We start from the raw sequence: 22,353 nt of genomic DNA on the forward strand, positions 1-22,353 counted from the left end.
CACAAAAGTTCCTTGAATGTACTACACTTCCAGTTGACGCATCGCGTCGATCAGCTTGTCTGCCGTACGGGCGGCCAGTGCCATCACTGTATTGGTCGGATTTCCTCCCCCTGACGTGACGAAGGTCGCAGCTCCGGCAATGAACAGATTGGGGATGTCGTGGGTCTGTCCGTATTCGTTGACGACGGAAGTATTCGGATCTTTTCCCATCCTGCACCCACCCATCAAATGGGCGGAGTCGGAGATGACGTGCTCCGGAGTTCCCCCCATTGCCTCGAGAATCCGGCTCATTTGTTCGATTGCGTGTCTGTACAGGCGCCGGTCGTTTTCCTGATAGCTGAAGGTTACCCTCGGCACAGGCAAGCCGTATTCGTCCTTCAGATCGCTTAGTGTCACGGCATTGTCGGGATGGGGCAGCACTTCACCTACCAGCGTGACGCGAGCGTACATGTTGTAGTCCAGCATCGTCTCTCGCAGCTTTTGACCCCATAACAGCGAGCCGTCTTCACGCTGCGTTGCGATCGCGGAAGCCATCGCGACCGGCCTGACCCCGTGGGCGCTCAAGGTGTACCCCCGGGCAAAACCGCGGCTTGGGTCCGTCTCGTAAAAATGCTGCGTCAAGGCCAGTACAGGTGTCCCTTTGTAGAGGCGCACCTCCTCCGGCAGACGCCCGTACACGTCGTGGCTGGAGTGCGGCATAATCGCCTTGCCTACCCACCCGCTGGAATTAGCCAGTCCATCGGGGAAATGCGCGTTGCGGTTGGCGAGCAGCAACCGCGGCGTCTCGACCACAAATCCGGCGAGAATGACCACGCGCGCCAGTTGCCGATAGCTTTGTCCATCGTGGTTGAAGACGACGCCGCTAACGCGATCCCCATTCATCAAAATTTCGGTCACCATGCAGTCGGACAATACCTCGGCGCCTTCCTGGATCGCTTTTGGGATGTGGTGGATCAGCCCACTGTATTTGGCGTTGGGCATACAACCCTGGTTGCAAAATCCGCGATTGATGCAAGGCGGTCTGCCGTCAAAGGGCGCGGACAAAATCGCCAACGGTGCGACGACACTGCCATATCCGAGCTTTTCGCACGCCTCGCGGAACAACTGGGAATTGGCGCTGATCGGTTCGCGGACGGGATACGGATACGGACCGTTAAACGCGCCCCATGGAAAATGCGCGGGCCCCGACACCGCGATGTCCCGTTCGATTTTATCGTAGTAAGGAGCCAGGTCCTGATAGCTCAGCGGCCAATCCTCGCCGACTCCGTCCAGTGTTTTTGTGCGAAAGTCGCTCTCGTGAAAGCGCAGAAAGACGCCTGTGAAGTGAACGGTTCCGCCGCCGACGCCCCGTCCGGAGTTGTTGTGCCCAAGGCGCAGCGGGTCCTTGCCATCCACCAGCCGCGTCTCCTGCCAGCCGAGTCTGCTCATGGACAACTCATCACTGGCAAAATCGGTCTGCGGGTCCCAGAACGGACCGGCTTCAATCACCACGACGCGCAGCCCTGCCTTGGCCAGCTCATAGGCCAGTACGCCTCCTGCCGCCCCCGCCCCTACGATACAGACATCAGCTCCGTCTGCGTATTTGCGCTGTTTCATGTTTGCGGAGCGGCATCCGTCATAGTGGACGCTGTGGTGTTTTACGCCTTCCTCATTTGCCATCTGCTTTCGCCTCCCACGGATCAGTCAGCCCTTTTTCCACGCGCACATACCCGCGCGGATAGGCAGGGCCTCCGTAGCCAATATCAGACCAGACGAGCGGGTGTGAATAGTAGGCATTTACGGTATCGTGAAGCATCCGCTTGAAAAAGTCGGCAGGAGAAAGCTGCCCCCAAGCCTGAACATCCATGGTGTCGCCGTTTGCCAGCGCATCCATGATGACAAGCTGCTCCGTCCGCTTCAAGGCGACAAAGCCGGTACGGAAACGCGCCTTGCTTTCCGCGTCAACACCCGCCAGCCCGATGCGATACAAGTCCTGCTTCGGCGGCAGCCCGACCTTTCGCTGAGCCTCGCCAATCGGCCTTGCCAGCGATTCATCCAGATGCTGCGTCACGTAGGTGAGCACTTCCATGCGGTGATCGTCGACGAGCAGGCTGGCGATCGTCTCCACCAGCAGGGACTGCGCGGGACTAAAAAAGCGATGGGCCACTTTCGGCGATTTCCTCTTGCCGACAATTTTTCGCGTATGCTCATCCCACTTGTCGTGCTCCTGCCATACGTCATAAGCGGGATAACGGCTGTATTTGGACATCTGCTCTCACCTCCAAAACAGGGCCAAAAGCCCCAGAACCGAGAGTGCTGACATCAGTATCGGCAGGATGACCGGCGGACCGACGAGAAAATTCTGGCTCTCCCCATAGCCGCCCACTCGCTGACCGACACCAACCGTGTGCAAATACGCACCGTATATTCCCGAGAATGTGCCCATGATCATCCACAAGGCGAATACCCAGCGTATCCAGTTCACATTCAAAAACGCCAATACGAGGGCAGTCAACGCGAACAAGGGAAGCTCCGCGACAGGAACCCACATTGCCCAGTGGCGAAAATTTTGCCGCGAATGCAACAATGTCACTTGCACCGCAAGCAGTACAAAGGCTATCGCTAAAAACAGGATGAGAACGCGCTCGATCGGCCAGCCCTGCCACATGGAAACATCCTCCTTTATCAGTCCGATGCGCCTATTTTTTCCTTCATCTTGCCCGGCTATTCTGGCCGCAGACGAGAAAAAGCCCGCCGGCAGATGAAACCGCCAGCGGGCTTTCGGGATCGGGAATCAGCCAAAGCGTCCCGAGATATATTCTTCTGTACGCTTTTCATTCGGGTTTTGGAAGATAACAGAGGTCTCGTCGTACTCAATCAACTCGCCATTGAGGAAGAAGGCGGTCTTGTCCGAAATACGTCCTGCCTGCTGCATGTTATGCGTCACGATGACAATCGTGTAGGTCGTCTTCAGTTCTTCCAGCAGTTCTTCGATCTTCGCTGTGGAGATCGGGTCCAAAGCGGAAGTCGGCTCATCCATCAACAGGATTTGCGGCTGTACAGCCAAAGCCCGGGCGATGCAGAGTCGCTGCTGCTGACCGCCGGACAATCCGGTAGCCGGCTTTTTCAATACGTCCTTTACCTCATCCCACAGAGCTGCCGACCGCAAGCTGTTCTCTACGATCTCATCCAGCTTGTTGCGATCATTTTGACCGTGCAATCTCGGTCCGTAGGCGATATTGTCATAAATGCTTTTCGGGAACGGATTCGGGTGCTGAAACACCATTCCGATCTCCTTGCGCAGGCTTTCTACTTCAACATTCGCACCGTAAATATCCTGGTCAAATATTTTGACAGACCCGGTAATTCTCGTTTGGGCAATCGAGTCGTTCATGCGGTTCAATGTCCGCAAAAACGTAGATTTTCCGCATCCCGACGGACCGATCAAAGCCGTGATCGTGTTGGCGTCCACATCAAGATGAATATTGTAGAGGGCTTGTTGTTTACCGTAGAAGAGATTAAGGTCTCGCACCGAGATGACACTCATACGGCCATTCGCTCCTTCATCGTCGCAGTCTGATGTTACCCATCCACTATATCAGTGAATTATGATGTTTCCGTATGAAGAATGTTAAGTTTTGATTAAGTTATCGGACAAGGTAAAGTTGTGGTAAATATTAGTCTATCCCTATCGACTCGCGTAAGTCCATGGTCCTACAATAAAGTGAGACATTATCGCGAAGGGGAGAGCTTCTTGATATTCACCAGACTGTTTCTTGGTATTCTTGCCATGGTAGTCGGAATGATGGCAACCGCCACCTATTTCATCAACAATCAGGCGGAAGCAATGCTGCATGAACAGGCGAGACAACATCTGCACGAAGCGGCCAGTTCCACTTTGCAGGAAGCGCGGGGTGGCGTAGATTCCATTGCGACGTCTTTGCAAACCTTTGCTGCCACCTACAAAAACAGCAATTTGAGCAACAGTGAGATTTTCTCGATTTTCACAGACCTCGCAACTGCCAATCCGACAATTTCGGAGTTGCAGGTAGCTTACCCCAACGGTCGTTACTTGACGTTTCCCGGTTCTCCCACCGACGAGTACGACCCGCGCACAACTGATTGGTACACACAGGCATTATCCTTAGGTGATCATCCTGCTTACGTTTCTGAAGTGTTTCAGTATTCCAGCACGGAGTTTCCGAAAATCGCCGTCTCCCTCCCGCTCTACAATGAAGACGGGGCATCGGCAGGCGTGGTCGTCGCTTTCGTCTCTGTGCCCAAACTCAGCGAATTTATCCAGCAGATCAGAATTGGTGAAACCGGATACGCTATGATTATCGACCAAAATGGCACCCTGGTGGCACACCCGGATCAGTCATACGCCCTGCAACGGCCTTCCCTGCACGACAATCCTGCAGTTCAGGAGATGATGACAGGGCAAACCGGGCTTACACGGATGGCCTGGGACGGTGTGGATCAGTTCGCTTCCTATGTATACGATCCGTGGCTGCAATGGGGTATCGTGGTCTTGCAGAATGTAGCAGAGGTAGAACAGGAAAAGCAAAAGCTGCAAATCACGATCCTGACCGTATCGCTGCTCGGAGTGGCTGCACTCGCCGCTCTCTTGTACGGGTACATCCGCAAAATCATCAAACCGGTCAAAGAAGTGCAGGAAAAAATGACTGCCTTCAGCAAAGGCGACCTGACCCAGACGATGCATGTGCAAAGCAATGATGAACTGCGCCAGCTCGCAGACAGCTTCAACAGCATGAGCAGGCAAATCGGCTCCATCATCGACAAGATCCAGCACGTCATGGCGGACGTCAAGCAAGTCGCACTCCATGTCGGCGACGGCTCCCGTCACTCGCATGAGATACAGACCGAAGTGGCCACCGCTTCCGAACATCTCTCCCGCGAGATCGACAACCAGCAGGAGCAAATTCGCGAGATCATCTCCCACGTGGACCAGATCACACAGGAGATCATGGAGATCGGCAAACGGATTGCAACGGCAATGACACGCAATCAGGAATCGCAAAAACAAATTGCCCTCTCTTCCGACTCCATACAGCAGTTGACCGAAGACATGGGGCAGATTTCCGAGGATATGCAAGCCTCGCTTGGAGCAGTATCCGCAATGAAGGAAAACATGAACGACATCCGCGACATTTTGGGGATGATCTCGGAGATTTCCCGGCAAACCAGACTGTTGTCCTTGAACGCGCGGATCGAGGCTTCCCGGGCCGGACAAGCCGGGCTTGGCTTTGCTGTCGTCGCCGACGAAATCAGCGTCCTCTCCGAACGAACCGCCGCCGCAACGGAACGCATCCAGCAGGTAATCTCCTGGGGAGAAAAGCGGATGGATCACGTATCGGAGACGATGACCGCGACCGATCAAGCGACCTCCAATGCCATCGAGACGCTGAATCACTCCATGCAGGTCTTCTCCCAGACGATACAGATCAGCGAAGAGATTACCGGACAATTTGCCGAGATCGGGCAGCTATCCCACTCCATCCAGCAGCATAGCGAATGGATTCAGCAGAGAGCGGACAACCTCGCTGCTTCTGCCGACGAAGTGATGAAGGGCATGCAGCAGACCGTCGCCTCCAATCAGGAAAGCCTGGCCTTGTCCGAGCAATTCCGCAATGACGCCCATAACCTGCGGGTAATCGTCGAAGACCTGGAACAAGAGGTGCGCTTCTTTCAAACAGCACATCAGTAAAATATAGAAGAAAAAAGGGTGTTCCCGAGCAGAGCAAGCTGCCCAAGGAACACCCTTTTTGCGATCTTCAATCAGCCGAAGCGTCCGCTGATGTACGCCTCTGTTCTTTCGTGCTGCGGTGACGTAAACATTTTCGAGGTATCGTCGTACTCGATCAATTCGCCCATCAGGAAGAAGGCCGTTTTGTCGGAGATACGTGCTGCCTGGTGCAAATTGTGCGTCACAATGACAATCGTGTATTCATCCTTCAGGCTCATTACCAGCTCCTCGATCTTCATCGTGGAGATCGGGTCGAGCGCGGAAGCAGGTTCATCCAGCAACAGAATCGTCGGCTCCATCGCGATCGAACGAGCGATGCACAGGCGCTGCTGCTGGCCCCCGGAGAGGGAGAGCGCCGAATCGTGCAGGCGGTCCTTGACCTCATCCCAAAGTGCCGCCTTCTTCAGGCTTCCTTCCACGATTTCATCCAGCTTGCGTTTGTCCCGTACCCCGTGAAAACGCGGTGCGAAGGCGATATTTTCATAGATCGACTTGAAAAACGGGTTGGCGCGCTGAAATACCATCCCGACGACTTGCCTCAACCCTTCGATATTGACCCTCGAGCTGTTTACGTCGATGCCGTCCACGACGATCGAGCCAGTCACGCGGCAGTTGGGGATCAGGTCGTTCATCCGGTTCATGCTGCGCAAAAGCGTCGACTTCCCGCAACCGGACGGCCCGATGAAGGCCGTAACCGAGTTGCGCTGAATGTCCATATTGATATTGGAAACCGCCTGCTTGTCTCCGTAAAATACGGAAACGTCGCGGTTGCGGATAATGGTCTCTTCCAGTACCTGTGTTGTCATGGCTATCATCCTCCCCCTAGTTTGATCCCGACGTCATCTTTTTGTACACCCACGAGCCGAACCAGCGTGCGGAAAGGTTGAACAAAAGGACAGCAATGATCAGCACAGCGGCAGCTCCATCGGCCACTTCACGAGCATCCGGCGCCAATCCTTCGCTGTTTACTTTCCAGATGTGCACCGCCAGTGTTTCCGCAGGACGGAACGGATTGAGCGGAGAATCAGGGGCGCTCAGGTTGAAATTGGAGAAGTTCAGTTCTGGAGACGACATACCGGCTGTAAACAGCAATGCTGCCGCTTCCCCGAACACGCGTCCGGAGGCCAAAATCGCACCAGTGAGAATCGCAGGCAGAGCAGCCGGCAGGATGACGGAAACAATCGTCCGCCACTTCGTGATCCCCAGGGCCAGACTCGCTTCCTTTTGGCTTCTCGGAACATTGCGGATCGCATCCTCTGTGACCCGCACCAGCAAAGGCAAGTTGAACACGGTGAGAGCCAAGGCACCGGCAATCAGGGTATACCCCCAGCCGGTCATGTTGACGAACACCAGCAAACCAAACAGACCTACTACAATCGAAGGAAGAGAAGACAACACTTCTATACTCATCCGGATAAACTGCGTAAACTTGTTATCCGGCGCATATTCAGCCATATAAATGCCCGCTCCCAGCCCAAGCGGCATCGCGATCAGCATGGTCAGTACCAGCAGATAGAGGGAGTTGAAAAGCTGCGGGCCAATCCCTCCGCCCGCTCTGATCATATCAGGCGGCGAGGTCAAAAAGTCGAGGTTCAGCTTGTGCCAGCCCTGCGTCAAAATGAAACCGAGCAAGCCCACAAGCGTACCGATAATCAGCAGCGCGATCAAGGACAGGACGATCGTAGCAATGCGGTCTTGGATTCTCGCTCTCATTTATTCATCGTCCCCTTTCTACCGATCAGGCGAAGGATCATAATGAATACAAAGGACATAAAGAGAAGCAGAAGCGCCATCGACCAAAGCGCATTGTTGTACGCTGTGCCCTGAATCGTGTTACCCATGTTCAAGGTAATGCCGCTCGTCAGCGTACTGATCGGATCAAGCAGGCTGCCTGGCAGCTTGGTCGTGTTCCCGATGACCATCTGAACCGCCAACGCCTCTCCAAACGCTCTCGCCATACCGAGGACAACCGCTGTGAGACAGCCCGGCAGTGCGGAATGGAGCACGATGTTCCAAATCGTCTGCCAACGGGTCGCACCCAAAGCGAGCGACGCATTTCGCAGATCTTGCGGAACTGCCTGAATCGCATCTGCTGCCACGCTTGTAATCGTCGGCAGAATCATCAATGCCAGGACGAGTCCACCAGCCAGCAAGCTAAAGCCGAGCACATCAAACTGTCCGCGAATAAACGGAACCAGCAACGTCAGTCCGACATAACCGTATACGACGGACGGAATACCTACGAGAAGCTCAATAACTGGCTTCAGGATTTTTTTACCGAAATTCGGATAAATCTCTGTCATAAAAATGGCCGCGCCAATTCCCAACGGAGCGGCGATCAGTGCAGCGAGCGTAGTAACGAGAAAAGAACCCAGAATAAAAGGAAAGACACCATACAGGGATGGCTCACCCTCCGGATCCCATTTCAATCCCGTCAAAAAGTCCGTGATGCTGACACCATTTACAAAAAAGGTAGACAATCCTTTGGAAGCGATGAAGTAGGTAATCGATAATACCACAATAATCAGCAAGGCCGCACAGATCATTGCGACTGTTCTGCCCGTTACGTTTTCTGTAAGCTGCCGCTTGTTGTAGGTCAGCATTTTTTTCGCAATCATCGATTGGCGATCTGTGTCAGAACGATGGCTCATACTGTCCCTCCTCCTAAATAAAAACGGGCAGCAAAACGAGGGGGAAGCGCCCACCCCCCTCTATTTTGCTTTTGTTCCCGTCATGCTGCTTATTTTTGTGTCACGTTACCAGCCGCGTCACGATCTACTTTCATATCCGTGATTGGCAGGAATCCGAGTTCCACTACGACACCTTTTTGCACTTCTTCAGACATGATGTACTCCAGGAATGCTTTTGCTGTACCAGTTGGCTCACCTTTGGTGTACATGTGCTGGTAAGCCCACACTGGATATTCATTTGTTGCAATTGTTTCTGCCTTTGCTTCTACGCCATCCAGTTTCAATGCAGTTACACTGTCATTGAGGTAGGAGAGAGCCAGGTAGCCGATCGCACCAGGAGTTTCGGAAATGATTTTGCGTACGTTACCGGAAGAATCCTCTGTGATGCCTTCTGCTTCTTCGTTTCCGTCCAGAGCGAATTGGCTAAAGGTAGCACGAGTACCGGAAGACTTCGGACGGTTTACCAGTGTAACCTTTACGTCAGCGCCGCCTACTTCTTTCCAGTTCGTTACTTTACCGGTGAAAATATCGATCAGTTGTTGTTTTGTCAGGTTATCTACGCCTACTTCCGGGTTCACAACTGCAGCCATCCCAACAACGGCTACTTTATGGTCTACGAGTTCATTTGCAGGAATATCGCTTTTCTCTTCAGCGAAGATGTCGGAGTTACCGATTGTAGCTGCACCGCTGGCCACTTGGCTCAAGCCAGTACCGCTTCCGCCACCTTGCACCTGGATTTGCGTGCCCTGGTTTTTCGCCATGAAGTCTTTTGCTACTTGTTCTACCAGAGGCTGCATCGCCGTAGAACCTACTGCAGTTACAGGTTCGTTGGAAGTAGGTGCTTCTTGTCCAGCACCGGAATTGCTTTCTTGTGGTTGTTGTTGTGCCGGTTGTTGCGGTTGAGCTGGTGCTGCATTGTTGGTACCACAGCCTGCGATCAAGGCACCGACAAAGGTAAGTGCCAAAACCATTCTGCTGAGTTTTTTCATTGGATGAAAATCCTCCCCTACAAAAGTAGTTTGTATTTGTTGTTTACAAGAGTAACTATACAGAGCGATTGTTGTTGAATTGTGTTGTGATTGTAAAGCTTTCTTAAAGAATCCCGTTTGCACAAAAAAACACGCCCTGTGATTTGTGCACAAGAGCGTGTTTTCTGGCGATTTTGCCGATTTATTCGCGAGTAAAGGGCTTCTCGATTTCTACATGTCCCATGAGAGTTTCGACTTGCTGCCCATCCTCGAGAATGACAATGCTTTCTACTTCCGGGAACTGAAACAGCGTCTTCAACAGTGCTTCCAAAGCCATGCCTTCCCCGTTGGCCCCCAGGTTGTAGATGTTTTGGCTGTCAGCGTCAATCGTCACCTGACCATCTTCAAAAACGACGGAATGGTAGTGAAAATCGGACCACAGCGGAAAATGCTTGTCCTGATCTTGCGGGCTTTCCAAGAGAGCAATCGCTTTTTTGTATTTGTCCAGATCGTCTGTAAAGGAAATCTCCTGCTTTTCTTCCTGCAATTCAAGCAGATCACCGTCCGCATAAAATACGGAGATGGTTTCTGTGGTCATAGACGGCTCAGACGGCGTATCAACGGAAGACCCTGGTGTCACGGGCGTTTCCGGCTGTGATGGGGTCGCCTGCTGCCCGCAACCGGCAATCAGGAACAAGGCAAACAAGACCGCCCACATCATGCTGCGTCTGTACTTCATCGAATGCCCCCTTATTGATAGAGTTGATAGTACTCACGAATCGCTGCTACGAGCGACTTCGCGACTTTTTCCTGGAATTCCGGCGACATAAGCTGTTTGTTCTCTGCCGGATTGGAGAGGAACCCTGTCTCCGTCAAAACCGCCGGCATAGTGGTGTGCTTGATGACGTAAAAACCAGATGACTTGACACCGCGATTCGCAAATCCTGTCGCCTGGTGCAAATGCTTATGGACAACCTCGGCGAACGCCTTGCTGTTTGCGCTATAGTAATAGGTCTCCGTTCCACCCGTGTTTGGATTGGAGAACGAATTGGCGTGAATCGACAGGAACAAATCCGCTCCCATCTCGTTGGCAATCGCTACACGCTCGGATAGTTCCAGGAAAACATCGGTTGTCCGGGTCGGTACGACCTGGAACTCCGGATATTGTTTCAGCAGTTCTACCATCTTATTGGCTACTGCCAGGGTAAAATCCTTCTCCCGATTGCCGGCAACTCCCAAAGCGCCCGGGTCACTGCCCCCGTGCCCGGCGTCGACTACGATCAAATAGCCGGTCTTCTTCGGCTGTGGCTTCAGCTTGACTTCAATTCCACGATTGGTGTACTGCAGTTCATAGCCGCTTTTTTGCTGCAGCTCGATGACGACACGGACCGTGTCCGGCGAGCTGCCGTACTGGCTGTAGCGCAGGCTGGCAATCAGCTCTGACTCTTCCTCTGCTTCCACCTGCACGTCCTCTTGCTCCCGCTCATCTTCACGTTCGTCCGCTTCCTCGTCAAGCACTTCTTCATCTTGTCGCTGTCGCTGTTCATCTTCCGCTCTGGCGATTTCCTCTACAAGCTCTTCATCGAGGACAGTGTGCGGGAGGTCCAGAACGATCCGGTGCGGCCCGGTCAAGACGAAATCATTCGGCTTCACCGGGTATGCCATCTCCAGGGTGACGGTTTCCCCGTCCTGGTACACGCCAGTAAAGGTGTTGATCCGCTCGATCTCGACGCGATTGCGGTCTTCATCCCATGCGATGCTTGCGTCAAGCTCCGATTCCATACGCTCCAGCGGCAATACGAGCTGGCCATCTATCGTCATTCCCCGTTCCGGACGCTTCCAGGTAACATCCTTCTGCCCGGTTGCTTCGGCGACAGCTTGAGCAGTGACGTACATGGTCTCGTCGACGAGATAAAACTTGATCGTCGCCGGGGCTGCTTGTCCATTCAGCAAAACGTGCGGAGTCTCATTGGCAACTACGGTGCGCGTGCTCTCGACCCATCCGACCGTAATTCCCAGGGATTCTCCGACAAACCGCAGCGGCAACAGCATGCGTTGGTTGACGATGGCAGGCGGAGTATCCAACTGCACTGCTTTGCCGTCGACCTGTGCCGTCCGCGAGCCGATCGTCAGCACAAGCTGCTTGTTGTCACGCCTGATGACCGCTTTTTTTGTATTGGGGTCCCAGTCTACCTCTGCCCCCAACTCTTCCGCCACGACCCTGACTGGTACAAGCGTCCTTCCGCCCTGGATGGCTGGCGGAACATCCGGTTCGACAGCTTGTCCACCAATCACCAGGTTGATCGGCTGCGCCTGGGCAGCTTGTGCTCCCATCGCCCAACTGGGGATGAGCCAGAAGGCGAGCAGCGCAAACATCAAGAAAATACCACTTCTTTTCATCCTGACCTCCTCCATGATCTGATTCTATCTCTCTTGAATTCCCCCACTCTCTTAGACGCTAGATGATGCATAAAGTTTGTAGTCTTTTTGAACCAATCTCGAATTTTGTCGGATGAAAAAGAAAAAGACCGTCCTCCTTGCTTTCGCAAATGGACAGTCACCTGGCACCCACTTTTGCAGCTTCCATCATCGCAGAGAAAACAGACGCCTGTCGCGACGGCTCGCAGCGGGCTCCTGCTTCTGTTTTAGCCCCTGCAAACCGCCGTTGGCGATGAACTGCTGAATCATGGAGAGGACAGCCGGATTCGATAAAATTTTCAACGATTCGGCCACTTTCGAGCTCTTCACCTGGGGTAACGCACTGCTTAAATGCGGCAGCAGCGGCAGCAAGTCTTCCAGCGACAAGGATGGCTTCGGTTTTTCCGGTTCGACCGGGGCTCTTCTCGACAGGCGCGGCCGAAGCAGGGAGACGCGCCGCGGCCGCTGGGCACTCCGTCTTTCCTGCAGGCTATTCAGCACTACGCGCATATCCCGCAGCTCCTGGCGCACCTCGCTGATTTCTTGTGCCACCCGCTCGCTGTTGCTTTCCTGGGAAACGGCAAGTTTATTCATCATCTCCAGCAAACGCTTGGAGGTGACAGCTTTTTTCTTTGGTTTCGTCTTGGAAGCGATACAGACACCTCCCTTTACTTGAAACGCTTCTTGAACTTTTCGATCTCTTTCGGGTTAATGCCGTTTCGGGCCAGTTTGTTCAAGAGACTGCCCACGTCCTCATTGCGATACATGCTGCGAAACTGAGCCACATACCGATTTAATTCTTGATCTGTAAAGTTTTTGCCCGAACTTCTGCCCAAATCGCGAATCACTTCTTTCAATCCCGCGTCCGTCTTCAGCTTTTCCTTGGGAATCGATCGTATAATGCTCATCAACTTGCCGATATCCACAGCGTTCCCCCCTGGTTCAAGATGGTTCCTTTCACTCTATGCCAGAGAGGCGCTTGTGGATTGGTCATCTGTCCCACGCGACGGAAAGAAAATACTGCTACAGCCTGAATACCTTGACCGATTCCTGGAGTTCCCCGGCCATTTTCGCCAATGTTTGCGACGCCGCGGCAATCTCTTCGATAGAAGCATTTTGTTCTTCGGCTGCGGCTGCCACTTCCTGCGAGTTGTGGGCAAACTCAAGCGAGATGGTTTTCACTGACTCGATCGAAGTCTCCACTCTATCCGTTTCATCATGCAAAAGCCCCACGGCTCCTGACACCTTCTGAAGCTGCGAGAATACTTCGCCAACAGAACGGGAGATTTGCTCGAAGGAATTTCCGGCCTGCTGGGTCAATTGCGTCCCTTCTCCCACTGCCTGTGTTCCTTCATTCATACTTTCGATTGATGCCTCGATTTCCTGTTGAATTTCCGAGATGATCCCGCGAATCTGGTCAGTTGCACGACCTGATTGCTCTGCCAGCTTTCTGACCTCATCTGCCACGACTGCAAAGCCGCGGCCTTGTTCGCCCGCCCGCGCCGCTTCAATGGCAGCATTGAGTGCCAGCAAGTTCGTCTGCTCGGCAATTTGCGTGATAACCGCAATAATGTTCTCGATCTCCGCCGACTTGCTGCCAAGCTGGGTGACGGTCTGCGAGGTGGCGTTCGTCTTTTCCTCGATTTGCTTCATCTGTTCCACCAATTGTGCGACAACCTGATTTCCGTCGCCGGACGTAGATACCGTCTCATCGGACAACTCCGTAACGCTACGGATCAGCGACGTGATGTTCCGGAACTCGTCCGTCATCGTCGTAACACTCTGTCTGGCTTCATTGGCTGTGACGGCTTGCTGTTCTGCACCCGAAGCAACCTGTTGCGTCGAGGAGGTGATTTGCTCGGTTGCCTTGCTCGCTTCGTCCGCGCTCGCCGTCAGTTGTTCGGAAGAGGCCGCGACCTGTTCCGCCGAAGACGCGACCTGATGAATCAGCTTGCGCAAATTGCCGATCATCGTTTGTACAAACGCGGCAAGCTCGCCGATCTCGTCGCGGCTTTTGACCGTAATCGAATCGCTGGTCAAATCGCCGCTGGCCACCCGTTTGACGTGCTCGGTCACTGCCAGGATCGGCTTGGCGATCGATCCGCTGATATAGAGGGCAATCAGCACAACCACGACGACGACGATCGACATGGCGACCAGCATATCGTTTTGCAGCGCCTTCGCACTAGCCAAAATCGTGTCCATCGGGATGCTGAAGTACAGACCATAGCCCGTCTCCTGCACGGGCGCATAGACCATCAAATATTCGTTTCCTTCGTGCGTGTAGATGTCCGTCCCCGCCACTTGCTTGCCTTTTTCCAGAATGGCCGACACAGTTTCATCGAACCCTGCTTCTTCAACCGTCTGTCCGATAATTTCCTGATCGGAGATGACCTGCAAGCGGTTCAGCTCATCGACCAGGATCAGCTCCCGAGCCGCTTCCTGCCCTTGCTCGCCCTCCTGCGTGACCAGCAAAGTGTTGACCAGCGCTTCAAAGTTCACAGTCGCATACATCAGCCCGATGATCGAGCCGCCTGTATCCTTAACAGGAGCTGCGACGACGACAATGCGGTTCCCTGACGTGCGGGAGCTCAAGATTTCCGAATAGGATGATTCGCCCTGCATTCCTTTTTGAAAGTAGACACGGTCGCTAATATTAATCCCGATCGATGATTCCACCGAGTTCGCCGTAACCCCTCCGTCCAGTTCCGCAAATCCCGCAGCTTCATACACGTCGGACTGCCCTTTGATCTGGATCAAATACGGAATAATGCGCGCCGGATCTGCTGACTGCAAGATTTCCGTCTGAGCCGCAAGCTCAATCTCGGCCTTCCTGCGATCCAGCCATTCGTCCACTCCTTGCGCTACGCTCGTGACAAGGCTCAATGCAGAGTCCTGTTCTTTTTCGATCAGTGCCTTTGTACTTTGTTGATATGTAAACAAGGATGTGACGATCAGCGGAACGAGTGAAACGACCAAGAACCATATAATCAATTTTGCGCGAATACTACGAAATAACGTACCCATTTTATAATTGCCTCCCCATTCATAACCAAATCTCATCATTCACTTTTCGCATCTGTATCAACCTCTTGGTCATATCGTTATCGTGCTGATTTCCTTCCTCGTGTCGTCATGGTGGCAAGAGGATTCGTCGCATGTGCGCTTGTCAATACGAAAAGGGCTATCCGATCGAATAGCCCGATTTATGTGGAAATCGGTCCACTCGTCCGTGAAACCTGGCCTCCTGACACAACGGATACCGCGTTGGACCGTATGCCTGAATCAGCGAACCACGATCGAGTGGACCACCCCCGGGAACCAGCGAGAACAGCTTTTATACCGTTTGCAAAAATGCTCCGAGAAGCTGATTAAAGGACCCTGGATTGTCTACATTCGAAAGATGCTGTCCCTTTGGAACAATGCGAAGCTCGGCGTTGGGAATCTGCTCTGCAATCGTCTGCGATAAGCCGATCGGCGTCTTCACATCCTCCTCCCCGATCAATACGAGGGTAGGAGCTGGAATTTTGCCCAACTGGTCCTCCACATCGATGCGAAAGCACGCCTCGGCACTGGCAGCGTACGCCTCCACATTCATTCCGGCAATTGCTTGCCGCAAGGAGTTGCGGATCGCCTTGGCGGTAGCTGACTCTGACAGGGTGCCGTCGAGATAGGTATACGCGTAACGCTTCATCCCCTGTTCTTTCGCCACTCCTGCCGTCAGCTTGATCTTGTCGTCGACGATTGCCGGATTGATTTTCGCAAAGGTGTCGGCCAATACCAGGGCACGCACCCGCTCGGGATGTGTTATCGCAAAGGCCATAGCCGCCACGCCACCCATGGAAAGACCGCAGACGATCGCCTGTTCCAGTCGCAAATGCTGAAAAATGGCCAGCAAGTCGGACACCCACAAATCTGCGGTTACACCGTCATGGCTCGACGACTTGCCGTGGCCGCGCGCGTCAGGAAGGACGATCGTATACCCTTCCTGTGCAAATTTCTCCACCTGGTACTCCCAAAGATGATGATCTGTCCCCAGGCTGTGCAGGAAAACGATGACTTTGTCCGGATCTCCCGTTTTCAGGTCGTAGTACAATTCATCGTTTCCGACGGTTACGTAGGGCATGTCTTTCCCCTCCTGCAAGATGAAATCAGACGATCTCTTTGGCCATGGACTTGAAGAACTGGCCGACCATCATTTTCGCCACTCCGGAAAGCATGCGTTGACCAACGCCTGCAATCAGTCCCCCCAATTGGGCGTCTCCTTCGTATTGAAGCAGGGTATGTTCCCCGTTTTCTTTCAAAACCAGTCTCGCCGTCGCATCCACGACACCGACCGAACCTTCCGCATGGATTTGCAGCGTGAACTGTTCCGGATATACCTTGTCAGTCAGATTGATTTTTCCTTCATAGACCCCTTTGATCGCAGCAACGCCAATTTCCATTTTGGTCTCATAGGTGTCTTCATCAATCTGGATCAATTCCTTGCAGCCGGGCGTGCAATTTTTCAACGCTTCCGGCGAGTTTAGCACCTGCCAGACGGTCTCTCTGTCTGCCGAAAATTTGGTTTCTCCCTGCAGCTTCACGCTGATCACTCCTTTATCTTGAATACGTTTTGCGCGTTGCCGGACAGAATGTTCGCTCTTTGTTCATCAGTGAGGTCCAGTTTTTCCGACTCCACGACAAGGCGCGGATACGGGTCGCGAATCGGGAACGGAGCATCGGAACCAAGCATCACCTTGCTTGCATCTGTCAGATTCAACAGGAATTGGAGAGCTTGAGGTTCAAATACGACGGTGTCGAAATACAACTGCTTGAACCCTTCCACAGGATCGTAGATCGTTTCCTCGGATTTCAAAAAGTCGTAATTGCGCTTCAGTCGTCCCAAAATAAACGGCAGTGCACCGCCCCCGTGGGAGATGACCAGCTTGAGTCCGGGGAATCTTTGCGGAATACCTGCGTACAGCAACCGGCTCAGCGAAATCGCCGTCTCGTTTGGTCGCGCCACCGCGTTCACCATGCCCCACTTGACGGCGCGAGGGCTTGCTCCGGCAAAAACGGGATGGAGGAACACGGGCGCTCCCAGCTCCGCCGCCGCCTCCCAAAACGGAGTGAGCGAAGGATCGTCCAGATCGCGTTCGGCATGGGCTTCACCGCCGGGAATCCAGGTGCCAATCATCGCGCCCAAATGCCCGGCTTTCACGGCTGCCCGCAGTTCTTCTGCTGCCTTCTCCCCATCTTGAAGCGGAACCGTCGCCAAAGGTGCAAACCGATGTGCATGCTTTTCCTGTTTGAGCCCTTCTATCAGCGTTTCATTGAGAAAACGGCTCCACACGACTGCTTGCTCGGAAGGAAGACTATAGCCGAAAATGTCCAGCCAGCCTGCATTGATCTGCAATCCGATATTTTGGCGATCCATCTCTTCGATTCTGCTTCCCACGTTCATCAGGGCCGGACTTACCGGTCGGGTCCACCCTTCCGATCCGACCTTGAACCGTACTGTTCCGTTGGCCGTATCCTCCATTTGGACAAATGGAAACGCATCGCGGTTTGCCCTGATCTTTTCAATCAACAACGGCGGCAAATAATGAGCGTGAATATCGATCGCTTGCATTGCATCCACTCCTTTTTCTATTATGCTCCCAGACTGTTCAAAATTTCTTGGCGGAGGTTTTCATTTTCATGTACATCGAGCTGTTCAGGGACATGGATTTCCCGGCCGACATGCCCCGGTTTATGGAAAATGAGAATGCGGTTCGCCATTTCAATCGCTTCGTTGATCGAGTGCGTGATAAACAAGCCGGTTTTGCCATTTTCCTTGACGAGAGACATGAACTCCTTGCGCAGACGGGTTGCTGTCAGCTCGTCCAGTGCGCTAAACGACTCGTCACACAAGATCAGGCTAGGGTCCATCGTGAACGCTCTGGCAATCGCCACCCGCTGCCTCATGCCTCCCGACAGCTCATGCGGATATTTGTCTTCCCAGCCAGACAAGCCAAGTCGTTGCAGCCATTCCAAGGCAATGTCGCGCCTTTGCTTTTCCTCGATCCCCATGATCTCCAGTCCTACAGAGGCATTCTCGACCGCTGTCCGCCAAGGGAGCAGACGGTCGTTTTGAAATACAATTCCGATTTTCCCGCGAAACTGATCGAAGTCGCGAAATGGATCACACCCGTCAACGGTAATCGTGCCGCTCGTCGGTTTGGTCAACCCGACGAGCAAGCCAAAAGCAGTCGATTTTCCGCAGCCGGTTTTCCCGACGATCGCCACCATTTCGCCCTTCTTCACCTCGAAATTCAAATCCAGTACGCCGTAATTCCCGGGGGAAAACTCTTTTGTGACTCCTTCAAACCGGACCATGGTTTCCATAGGATGTCCTCCTTATCGCTCTGACTTTGGACGCCAGCTGAGCAGTGTTCTTTCCAGTGCGCCAATGACAAACTGCATGAAGAAAATGAATATCACCAAGGCAAACGTCCAGGCAATCGCTTGCGACATTTCAAACAGAGCTTGGGCAGCTTGCAGTTGGAAGCCGATACCCAATGTAGCTCCGACCAGTTCGGCGACGACCGCAACACGCGTCGTATTCCCCAGGTTGACTTTCCAGGACGTGAGAATGTCCGGGATCAGCGAAGGCAGCACGAGCATGCGAAACATCTGGGTCGGCTTCGGTCTTAGCACCAGCAGCATTTCCCGAAAATCCTTGGAGATGGCCTGGATGGAATCGAAAATTTGCAACGAAAAGTTGGGCAGCGCGGTGATAAAGATGATAAAAAACATCCGAAACTCCGGTTGCGGAAACCAAATCACCGCAAACACCACCCAGGACAAAGCAGGAATCCCCTGGATCAGATTCAGCGCTGGCCGAATGTACTGATCGAAACTCTTGCTTTTGGACATGATCAGACCAATCGCCGTACCAATGACGAACGAAAAGAGCAAACCTAGCAAAATGCGGCCCATTGTAGCCAGGGCGTGTTTGGCAAGATCAAAGTTCAGAAAAATCGACAGCAGGTCTGCCCCGATTTGCTGTACAGGCGGAAATTTTCCTGGCGATTCCGTCACCCACGAGACAAACTGCCAAATGGCCAAGAGAAAAATGACGCTCAACCAACTCCGGTAATATCCCTTTTTTGCCACGGTAGCACCTCACCCGTCACTGTAATTTTTCGGTGTAAATGATCGATTCGTCGGGCATTTCCTTGATGTATCCGATGTCTACACCTGCCTGAAACACGGCCTTGATGTCTTGAACCAACTCGGAAGATGCTACAACGTCCATTCCCAGACGGTCGTTGTTTTCGATCAATTGCAAAATGACATCCGCATTTCCGCCGGGGATCTTCTCGGCGATGATTTCAGCGGCCTCTTGCGGATTTTCCTGAAGCCAGTTTGCCGCGTCCACGTATGACTGATACAGCTTGGGAACGAGCTCCTTGTTTGCCTCCACCCAATCCTGATGGGCAGCGACACCCAGGTACGGAATCCGATCCGAACCGGTGTATTCCTTCCAACGGTCGCGTCCGAAATCGACCTCATGGAATTTGCCGGGGTTGTTGTTGATCAGCGTCGAGTAGCCGGGCTCCCACAGTTGCACGCCATCGGCACGGTCTGCTGAAGCGTATGTGTTGAGTGCGGCGGTACCCGCGTTCATCACGGCCATTTTGTTCAGATCGACCCCTGCCTTATGGGCAAAGTAGGAAAACATGGCGTAGTTCGTGGTACTTTTTGCGGCAGCCAGGTTTTTGTTTTCCAGGTCTTTGATCGTCTGGATTTCGGGATTCGCGGATATTACCGTTCCCCAGAAGTTGAACAGGTTGAACAGATACGTTACCTTTACGCCTTTATCCATCCGGTTTGCTTCGGAAAGCAGTGCGGCACTTCCGCCAACCGGGTACTGCCCGGAAGCGAACTCGTTGTTGTAGGCGTCCGTATCCCGTTCGGTAAAGTTGATGCGAATGCCGTTTTTTTCATCAAACTTGTTCTTCTCAATAATCGGCGGCAAAAACGCACCCAAGGATGGAGGAGAGAAAACAACCATATTGATTTCCGGCAATTCGGCCGGCGTTTCCCCGCCAGCAGATGAAGACGGATTCGTTGATCCCCCACCACAACCGGCGATGCCTAACGACAGAACCAAGCAAAGTGCGGACAAACTGATGAAGCGCTTTTTCTTCATTTCCTTCTCCCCCTTATCGTGTAATCACTTCCAGGACATCCTGCGGTCTGACTGGCACATGTCGCATCACGTGTTCATACGGTTCCAGCGCATCGTTGATCGCATTGACGATCGCGGCCGGCGCACTCATATACCCCCCTTCGCCCACTCCTTTTTGACCCAAAGACGTCAGCGGAGATGGTGTGCAATGTTTTACCAACTCAATATGCGGAACTTCCATCGTGGAGGGCATCAGGTAGTCCATGAAGGTCTGTGCCGTCATCTGTCCGTTTTCGTCGTAGGTAAAATGTTCGTAGAGAGCTACGCCGATTCCGTGCGCGACCCCGCCGATAACCATTCCCTTGACGATGTCCGGGTTGATGACTGTTCCGCAGTCGTCTGCAATGAAGTATTTCAGAAACTCGATTTTGCCCGTTACAGGATCGATCTCGATGACCGGAATATGTGCGGAGAACGAGTAGCACGGATACATCTGCACCCGTCCTTCAGGCGTTGGCAGCACTCCGCCCAGCGGCACTTCCAGCACAAATTGCGATTGCAGTCCAGGGTCCATTCCTTCGGGCATTTTATGGTATTTCAAATGGGCGATGTCCACGATTTCCTTCCACGTCAACGCTCGCTCCGGTTCATCCTTCACGCGGATCGTCGAAAGATCCCAGTACAGTTGTTCTTCCGGCACCTGCAGGTTGTGGGCGGCAATCTCCAACATCCGCTTTTTCAATCGCTGTGCAGCCCCGCTTACGGCACCGCCTAGCACGATTGCCATCCGGCTGGCTACCGGAGATTGGGAAGGCAGCGCTGTTAGTGAATCGGAATGAATGACGCGGATGTCATCTCTCTCCAGCCCCAATTCTTCCGCGAGAATGGTGGCGACCATCGTTTGATGTCCCTGCCCGGATGAGGAGAAGCCAATTTGCGCGACGACTTTTCCGTACTGGTCGACTTTTACCTGACAGCCTTCCGGGAACGTGGTCTTGTCGTTTTTCGGATTCAGCAGCGGCTCGAACAAAGCGTTTCCACCGCCGGGCTCGATGCACGTGCCGATCCCGATTCCGACGATCCTGCCCTGTTTTCTCGCTTCGTCCCGCCAACGGATCAATTCCTCATAGTTCGCAAGGTCGAGCGCCTTCTGCAGGACGACGGGATAATTGCCGCTGTCGTATTTGGTTCCGCTCGGGATTTCGTAAGGGAACTCCTCCGGCTGGATGAAGTTTTTCTGGCGAATTTCGACCGGGTCCATGCCCAGTTCCTTGGCGATCTGGTTTACCGTCATCTCAATAATCCAGTTTGTCGGCGACTGGCCAAATCCGCGAACTGCCACTTGGCCGGTCTTGTTGGTCACGACGGCAATCCCTTCATATTCCACACATTTGATTTTGTAAGCGCCGACGATCGCCCCGACCGGTTTTCCCATTTGCAAAGGGGAGCGTCCCGGATAAGCGCCTTCGTCATCGATTGTTCTAATTTTCAGGCCATTTATAATACCGTCGCTGTCATATGCCGCTTCCACTTCGAAAATCCGGTCAGGACCGTGCATATCGCCGGCGCGCATATTTTCCATGCGATCTTCGATAAACTTCGTCGGGACGCCAAAGCGTCTGGCCAAATAGCCGGTCAATACGGAATGTTTGATCCCGCGTTTGACGCCGTAGCTTCCGCCCACATCGACGTCGTAGTGAACGCGCACTCCATTTAGCGGAATTTTCAGCGCACTTGCCATTTGCTCCGCGTATTGGGGCATCTGGATAGAAGCCCATACATCCAAAATCCGGTTCCCCTCGTCCCATTTGCAGACTACGCCAAATGTTTCGAGCGGCACGGTAGAATTGCGATTCCAGCGGTAACGCGCCTGGACCTTGTGGGAAGCGCTGCTGAATACTTGGTCGACTTCCCCCCAGACGAATTTGCGCTGCCACACCACATTGCTTGACGTACCTTTGTGAACGACGGGGGCATCCGGCTCCATCGCCTTTTCCGGGTCAATCACAAACGGCAACGGTTCGTACTCCACTTTGACCAACTCTGCCGCATCCTCCGCGATATACCGGTCATCGGCCAGAATGGCGACGACCCATTCGCCCGCGTAGCGGACTTCCTCGTACGCCAGCGGCCGCCACTCGATGCCCGGCACGTCGATGTACTGTCGCAGCGGCACGGTATCGCGAGCGATGTCTTCGCCTGTAACGATTCCGATGACACCCGGTACCGCAAGCGCTTCGCTGACATCGATCGAGACGATGCGCGCATGTGCATGAGGGCTGGCGACTACGGCTACATGCTTCATTCCTTCCAGCTTCACATCGGCCACATACTTGCCTTTTCCCAGTACGAATCGATAGTCTTCCATGGGTG

21 protein-coding genes are annotated in these 22,353 nt (G+C 53.4%); 1 reads left to right on the forward strand and 20 read right to left on the reverse strand.

Annotated elements, in window-relative coordinates:
• Window positions 1-21: 21 nt before the first annotated feature.
• The 4 genes from ACAF76_RS19015 to pstB (ACAF76_RS19030) all read right to left on the reverse strand — a co-directional run bounded on the left by ACAF76_RS19015 (window position 22) and on the right by pstB (ACAF76_RS19030) (window position 3,526).
• Window positions 22-1,596: a GMC family oxidoreductase gene (locus ACAF76_RS19015; protein ID WP_421617934.1), complete on the reverse strand. Its 1,575-nt coding sequence runs from the start codon at window positions 1,594-1,596 to the stop codon at window positions 22-24.
• A 52-nt stretch (window positions 1,597-1,648) separates the two neighbouring features.
• A complete protein-coding gene (locus ACAF76_RS19020; RefSeq protein WP_421617211.1) occupies window positions 1,649-2,248 on the reverse strand; it encodes a gluconate 2-dehydrogenase subunit 3 family protein in 600 nt (199 codons plus the stop codon).
• Between the two features lie 6 nt (window positions 2,249-2,254).
• The gene (locus tag ACAF76_RS19025; RefSeq protein WP_421617212.1) at window positions 2,255-2,647 is read right to left on the reverse strand and encodes a hypothetical protein; all 393 of its coding nucleotides are present in this window, start codon (window positions 2,645-2,647) and stop codon (window positions 2,255-2,257) included.
• 126 nt (window positions 2,648-2,773) lie between these two features.
• On the reverse strand, window positions 2,774-3,526 hold the full coding sequence (pstB, locus tag ACAF76_RS19030; protein WP_421617213.1) for a phosphate ABC transporter ATP-binding protein PstB: 753 nt from the start codon (window positions 3,524-3,526) through the stop codon (window positions 2,774-2,776).
• A gap of 207 nt (window positions 3,527-3,733) precedes the next feature.
• On the opposite strand from pstB (ACAF76_RS19030), the gene ACAF76_RS19035 reads away from it, so the two are divergent.
• A complete protein-coding gene (locus tag ACAF76_RS19035; RefSeq protein WP_421617214.1) occupies window positions 3,734-5,707 on the forward strand; it encodes a methyl-accepting chemotaxis protein in 1,974 nt (657 codons plus the stop codon).
• Between the two features lie 71 nt (window positions 5,708-5,778).
• On the opposite strand, the gene pstB (ACAF76_RS19040) is transcribed toward ACAF76_RS19035, so the two are convergent.
• The 16 genes from pstB (ACAF76_RS19040) to ACAF76_RS19115 all read right to left on the reverse strand — a co-directional run bounded on the left by pstB (ACAF76_RS19040) (window position 5,779) and on the right by ACAF76_RS19115 (window position 22,348).
• Entirely contained in the window at window positions 5,779-6,552 is a 774-nt protein-coding gene (gene pstB, locus ACAF76_RS19040; RefSeq protein WP_421617215.1) for a phosphate ABC transporter ATP-binding protein PstB, read from the reverse strand.
• Between the two features lie 16 nt (window positions 6,553-6,568).
• Entirely contained in the window at window positions 6,569-7,459 is an 891-nt protein-coding gene (gene pstA / locus ACAF76_RS19045; protein WP_421617216.1) for a phosphate ABC transporter permease PstA, read from the reverse strand.
• Window positions 7,456-8,397 carry a phosphate ABC transporter permease subunit PstC gene (gene pstC, locus ACAF76_RS19050; RefSeq protein ID WP_421617217.1) on the reverse strand — a complete coding sequence of 314 codons (942 nt, stop codon included), beginning with the start codon at window positions 8,395-8,397 and terminating at the stop codon, window positions 7,456-7,458. The genes pstA and pstC overlap by 4 nt, the downstream gene beginning before the upstream one ends.
• Window positions 8,398-8,486: 89 nt before the next feature.
• Window positions 8,487-9,425 (reverse strand): phosphate ABC transporter substrate-binding protein, encoded by a 939-nt coding sequence (locus ACAF76_RS19055; protein ID WP_421617218.1) that lies wholly within the window; start codon window positions 9,423-9,425, stop codon window positions 8,487-8,489.
• Window positions 9,426-9,606: 181 nt separating this feature from the next.
• Window positions 9,607-10,143, reverse strand: a complete 537-nt coding sequence (locus tag ACAF76_RS19060) for a GerMN domain-containing protein (protein ID WP_421617219.1) — start codon at window positions 10,141-10,143, stop codon at window positions 9,607-9,609.
• Between the two features lie 11 nt (window positions 10,144-10,154).
• Complete coding sequence (locus tag ACAF76_RS19065) at window positions 10,155-11,804, reverse strand: N-acetylmuramoyl-L-alanine amidase (RefSeq protein ID WP_421617220.1); 1,650 nt, start codon at window positions 11,802-11,804, stop codon at window positions 10,155-10,157.
• 186 nt (window positions 11,805-11,990) lie between these two features.
• Window positions 11,991-12,416: a hypothetical protein gene (locus tag ACAF76_RS19070; RefSeq protein WP_421617221.1), complete on the reverse strand. Its 426-nt coding sequence runs from the start codon at window positions 12,414-12,416 to the stop codon at window positions 11,991-11,993.
• Between the two features lie 74 nt (window positions 12,417-12,490).
• The gene (locus ACAF76_RS19075; RefSeq protein ID WP_421617222.1) at window positions 12,491-12,748 is read right to left on the reverse strand and encodes a hypothetical protein; all 258 of its coding nucleotides are present in this window, start codon (window positions 12,746-12,748) and stop codon (window positions 12,491-12,493) included.
• A 97-nt stretch (window positions 12,749-12,845) separates the two neighbouring features.
• Window positions 12,846-14,849: a methyl-accepting chemotaxis protein gene (locus ACAF76_RS19080; RefSeq protein WP_421617223.1), complete on the reverse strand. Its 2,004-nt coding sequence runs from the start codon at window positions 14,847-14,849 to the stop codon at window positions 12,846-12,848.
• Between the two features lie 310 nt (window positions 14,850-15,159).
• Window positions 15,160-15,948: an alpha/beta fold hydrolase gene (locus tag ACAF76_RS19085; protein ID WP_421617224.1), complete on the reverse strand. Its 789-nt coding sequence runs from the start codon at window positions 15,946-15,948 to the stop codon at window positions 15,160-15,162.
• Window positions 15,949-15,973: 25 nt separating this feature from the next.
• The gene (locus tag ACAF76_RS19090) at window positions 15,974-16,408 is read right to left on the reverse strand and encodes an SRPBCC family protein (protein WP_421617225.1); all 435 of its coding nucleotides are present in this window, start codon (window positions 16,406-16,408) and stop codon (window positions 15,974-15,976) included.
• Window positions 16,409-16,413: 5 nt separating this feature from the next.
• Window positions 16,414-17,436 (reverse strand): amidohydrolase family protein, encoded by a 1,023-nt coding sequence (locus ACAF76_RS19095; RefSeq protein ID WP_421617226.1) that lies wholly within the window; start codon window positions 17,434-17,436, stop codon window positions 16,414-16,416.
• Window positions 17,437-17,456: 20 nt separating this feature from the next.
• Window positions 17,457-18,191: an ABC transporter ATP-binding protein gene (locus tag ACAF76_RS19100; protein ID WP_421617227.1), complete on the reverse strand. Its 735-nt coding sequence runs from the start codon at window positions 18,189-18,191 to the stop codon at window positions 17,457-17,459.
• A 12-nt stretch (window positions 18,192-18,203) separates the two neighbouring features.
• On the reverse strand, window positions 18,204-18,962 hold the full coding sequence (locus ACAF76_RS19105) for an ABC transporter permease (protein ID WP_421617228.1): 759 nt from the start codon (window positions 18,960-18,962) through the stop codon (window positions 18,204-18,206).
• Window positions 18,963-18,978: 16 nt separating this feature from the next.
• Window positions 18,979-20,001, reverse strand: coding sequence for an ABC transporter substrate-binding protein (locus ACAF76_RS19110; RefSeq protein ID WP_421617229.1), 1,023 nt, complete (start codon window positions 19,999-20,001; stop codon window positions 18,979-18,981).
• Window positions 20,002-20,014: 13 nt separating this feature from the next.
• The gene (locus tag ACAF76_RS19115) at window positions 20,015-22,348 is read right to left on the reverse strand and encodes a xanthine dehydrogenase family protein molybdopterin-binding subunit (RefSeq protein WP_421617230.1); all 2,334 of its coding nucleotides are present in this window, start codon (window positions 22,346-22,348) and stop codon (window positions 20,015-20,017) included.
• Window positions 22,349-22,353: the final 5 nt, after the last annotated feature.

The organism is Brevibacillus sp. TJ4, from assembly GCF_044627595.2.
In the GTDB taxonomy this organism is placed as follows: Bacteria; Bacillota; Bacilli; order Brevibacillales; family Brevibacillaceae; genus Brevibacillus.

Excerpts from the sequence above, each read along its gene's own strand:
- pstA (WP_421617216.1), bottom strand. The coding sequence starts at position 7,459 with ATGAGAGCGAGAATCCAAGACCGCATTGCTACGATCGTCCTGTCCTTG.
- ACAF76_RS19100 (WP_421617227.1), bottom strand. The coding sequence starts at position 18,191 with ATGGAAACCATGGTCCGGTTTGAAGGAGTCACAAAAGAGTTTTCCCCC.
- ACAF76_RS19080 (WP_421617223.1), bottom strand. The coding sequence starts at position 14,849 with ATGGGTACGTTATTTCGTAGTATTCGCGCAAAATTGATTATATGGTTC.
- pstB (WP_421617215.1), bottom strand. The coding sequence starts at position 6,552 with ATGACAACACAGGTACTGGAAGAGACCATTATCCGCAACCGCGACGTT.
- ACAF76_RS19115 (WP_421617230.1), bottom strand. The coding sequence starts at position 22,348 with ATGGAAGACTATCGATTCGTACTGGGAAAAGGCAAGTATGTGGCCGAT.
- ACAF76_RS19085 (WP_421617224.1), bottom strand. The coding sequence starts at position 15,948 with ATGCCCTACGTAACCGTCGGAAACGATGAATTGTACTACGACCTGAAA.
- ACAF76_RS19020 (WP_421617211.1), bottom strand. The coding sequence starts at position 2,248 with ATGTCCAAATACAGCCGTTATCCCGCTTATGACGTATGGCAGGAGCAC.
- ACAF76_RS19095 (WP_421617226.1), bottom strand. The coding sequence starts at position 17,436 with ATGCAAGCGATCGATATTCACGCTCATTATTTGCCGCCGTTGTTGATT.
- pstC (WP_421617217.1), bottom strand. The coding sequence starts at position 8,397 with ATGAGCCATCGTTCTGACACAGATCGCCAATCGATGATTGCGAAAAAA.
- pstB (WP_421617213.1), bottom strand. The coding sequence starts at position 3,526 with ATGAGTGTCATCTCGGTGCGAGACCTTAATCTCTTCTACGGTAAACAA.
- ACAF76_RS19015 (WP_421617934.1), bottom strand. The coding sequence starts at position 1,596 with ATGAAACAGCGCAAATACGCAGACGGAGCTGATGTCTGTATCGTAGGG.
- ACAF76_RS19110 (WP_421617229.1), bottom strand. The coding sequence starts at position 20,001 with ATGAAGAAAAAGCGCTTCATCAGTTTGTCCGCACTTTGCTTGGTTCTG.
- ACAF76_RS19025 (WP_421617212.1), bottom strand. The coding sequence starts at position 2,647 with ATGTGGCAGGGCTGGCCGATCGAGCGCGTTCTCATCCTGTTTTTAGCG.
- ACAF76_RS19065 (WP_421617220.1), bottom strand. The coding sequence starts at position 11,804 with ATGAAAAGAAGTGGTATTTTCTTGATGTTTGCGCTGCTCGCCTTCTGG.
- ACAF76_RS19055 (WP_421617218.1), bottom strand. The coding sequence starts at position 9,425 with ATGAAAAAACTCAGCAGAATGGTTTTGGCACTTACCTTTGTCGGTGCC.
- ACAF76_RS19070 (WP_421617221.1), bottom strand. The coding sequence starts at position 12,416 with ATGAATAAACTTGCCGTTTCCCAGGAAAGCAACAGCGAGCGGGTGGCA.
- ACAF76_RS19060 (WP_421617219.1), bottom strand. The coding sequence starts at position 10,143 with ATGAAGTACAGACGCAGCATGATGTGGGCGGTCTTGTTTGCCTTGTTC.